The organism is Streptomyces sp. NPDC019531, assembly GCF_044903305.1.
Taxonomy (GTDB): domain Bacteria; phylum Actinomycetota; class Actinomycetes; order Streptomycetales; family Streptomycetaceae; genus Streptomyces.
In genome coordinates, this window is the sequence record NZ_JBJDQL010000135.1 from 1 (window position 1) to 1,820 (window position 1,820).

Consider the following 1,820-nt stretch of genomic DNA (forward strand, 5'->3'; position numbering starts at 1 on the left):
AGTGGTGGACGGTTCACGAGTGAGAATGCAGGCATGAGTAGCGATACACACGTGGGAAACGTGTGCGCCGATTGACTAAGGGTTCCTGGGTCAAGCTGATCTGCCCAGGGTAAGTCGGGACCTAAGGCGAGGCCGACAGGCGTAGTCGATGGATAACCGGTTGATATTCCGGTACCCGCTGTGAAGCGTCAAACATCGAACCAGGCGATGCTAAGTCCGTGAAGCCGCCCCGGAGCCTTCGGGCAAGGGGGAGTGGTGGAGCCGGCGAACCAGACTTGTAGTAGGTGAGTGATGGGGTGACGCAGGAAGGTAGTCCAGCCCGGGCGGTGGTTGTCCCGGGGTAAGGGTGTAGCCCGTCATCTAGGTAAATCCGGATGGCACGAGGGTGAGACCTGATGCCGAGCCGATTGTGGTGAAGTGGATGATCCTATGCTGTCGAGAAAAGCCTCTAGCGAGTTTCATGGCGGCCCGTACCCTAAACCGACTCAGGTGGTCAGGTAGAGAATACCGAGGCGTTCGGGTGAACTATGGTTAAGGAACTCGGCAAAATGCCCCCGTAACTTCGGGAGAAGGGGGGCCATCACCGGTGATTGAATTTACTTCATGAGCTGGGGGTGGCCGCAGAGACCAGCGAGAAGCGACTGTTTACTAAAAACACAGGTCCGTGCGAAGCCGTAAGGCGATGTATACGGACTGACGCCTGCCCGGTGCTGGAACGTTAAGGGGACCGGTTAGTCACATTTCGGTGTGGCGAAGCTGAGAACTTAAGCGCCAGTAAACGGCGGTGGTAACTATAACCATCCTAAGGTAGCGAAATTCCTTGTCGGGTAAGTTCCGACCTGCACGAATGGCGTAACGACTTCTCGACTGTCTCAACCATAGGCCCGGTGAAATTGCACTACGAGTAAAGATGCTCGTTTCGCGCAGCAGGACGGAAAGACCCCGGGACCTTTACTACAGTTTGATATTGGTGTTCGGTTCGGCTTGTGTAGGATAGCTGGGAGACTGTGAACTCCGGACGCCAGTTCGGGGGGAGTCGTCGTTGAAATACCAGTCTGGTCGTGCTGGATGTCTAACCTGGGTCCGTGATCCGGATCAGGGACAGTGTCTGATGGGTAGTTTAACTGGGGCGGTTGCCTCCTAAAGAGTAACGGAGGCGCCCAAAGGTTCCCTCAGCCTGGTTGGCAATCAGGTGTTGAGTGTAAGTGCACAAGGGAGCTTGACTGTGAGACCGACGGGTCGAGCAGGGACGAAAGTCGGGACTAGTGATCCGGCGGTGGCTTGTGGAAGCGCCGTCGCTCAACGGATAAAAGGTACCCCGGGGATAACAGGCTGATCTTCCCCAAGAGTCCATATCGACGGGATGGTTTGGCACCTCGATGTCGGCTCGTCGCATCCTGGGGCTGGAGTCGGTCCCAAGGGTTGGGCTGTTCGCCCATTAAAGCGGTACGCGAGCTGGGTTTAGAACGTCGTGAGACAGTTCGGTCCCTATCCGCTGCGCGCGCAGGAATATTGAGAAGGGCTGTCCCTAGTACGAGAGGACCGGGACGGACGAACCTCTGGTGTGCCAGTTGTTCTGCCAAGGGCATGGCTGGTTGGCTACGTTCGGGAGGGATAACCGCTGAAAGCATCTAAGCGGGAAGCCTGCTTCGAGATGAGTATTCCCACCCCCTTTGAGGGGTTAAGGCTCCCAGTAGACGACTGGGTTGATAGGCCGGATCTGGAAGCCCAGTAATGGGTGGAGGTGACCGGTACTAATAGGCCGAGGGCTTGTCCATATTTGCTCGCGTCCACTGTGTTAGTTCTGAGGCAACGACCGT

Annotated in this window: 1 rRNA gene; it reads left to right on the forward strand. The window is 56.6% G+C overall.

The window, feature by feature from the left end:
- Nucleotides 1-1,778, forward strand: a 23S ribosomal RNA gene (locus ACI2L1_RS45155); the annotation flags it as partial.
- Between the last annotated feature and the right edge of the window lie 42 nt (nucleotides 1,779-1,820).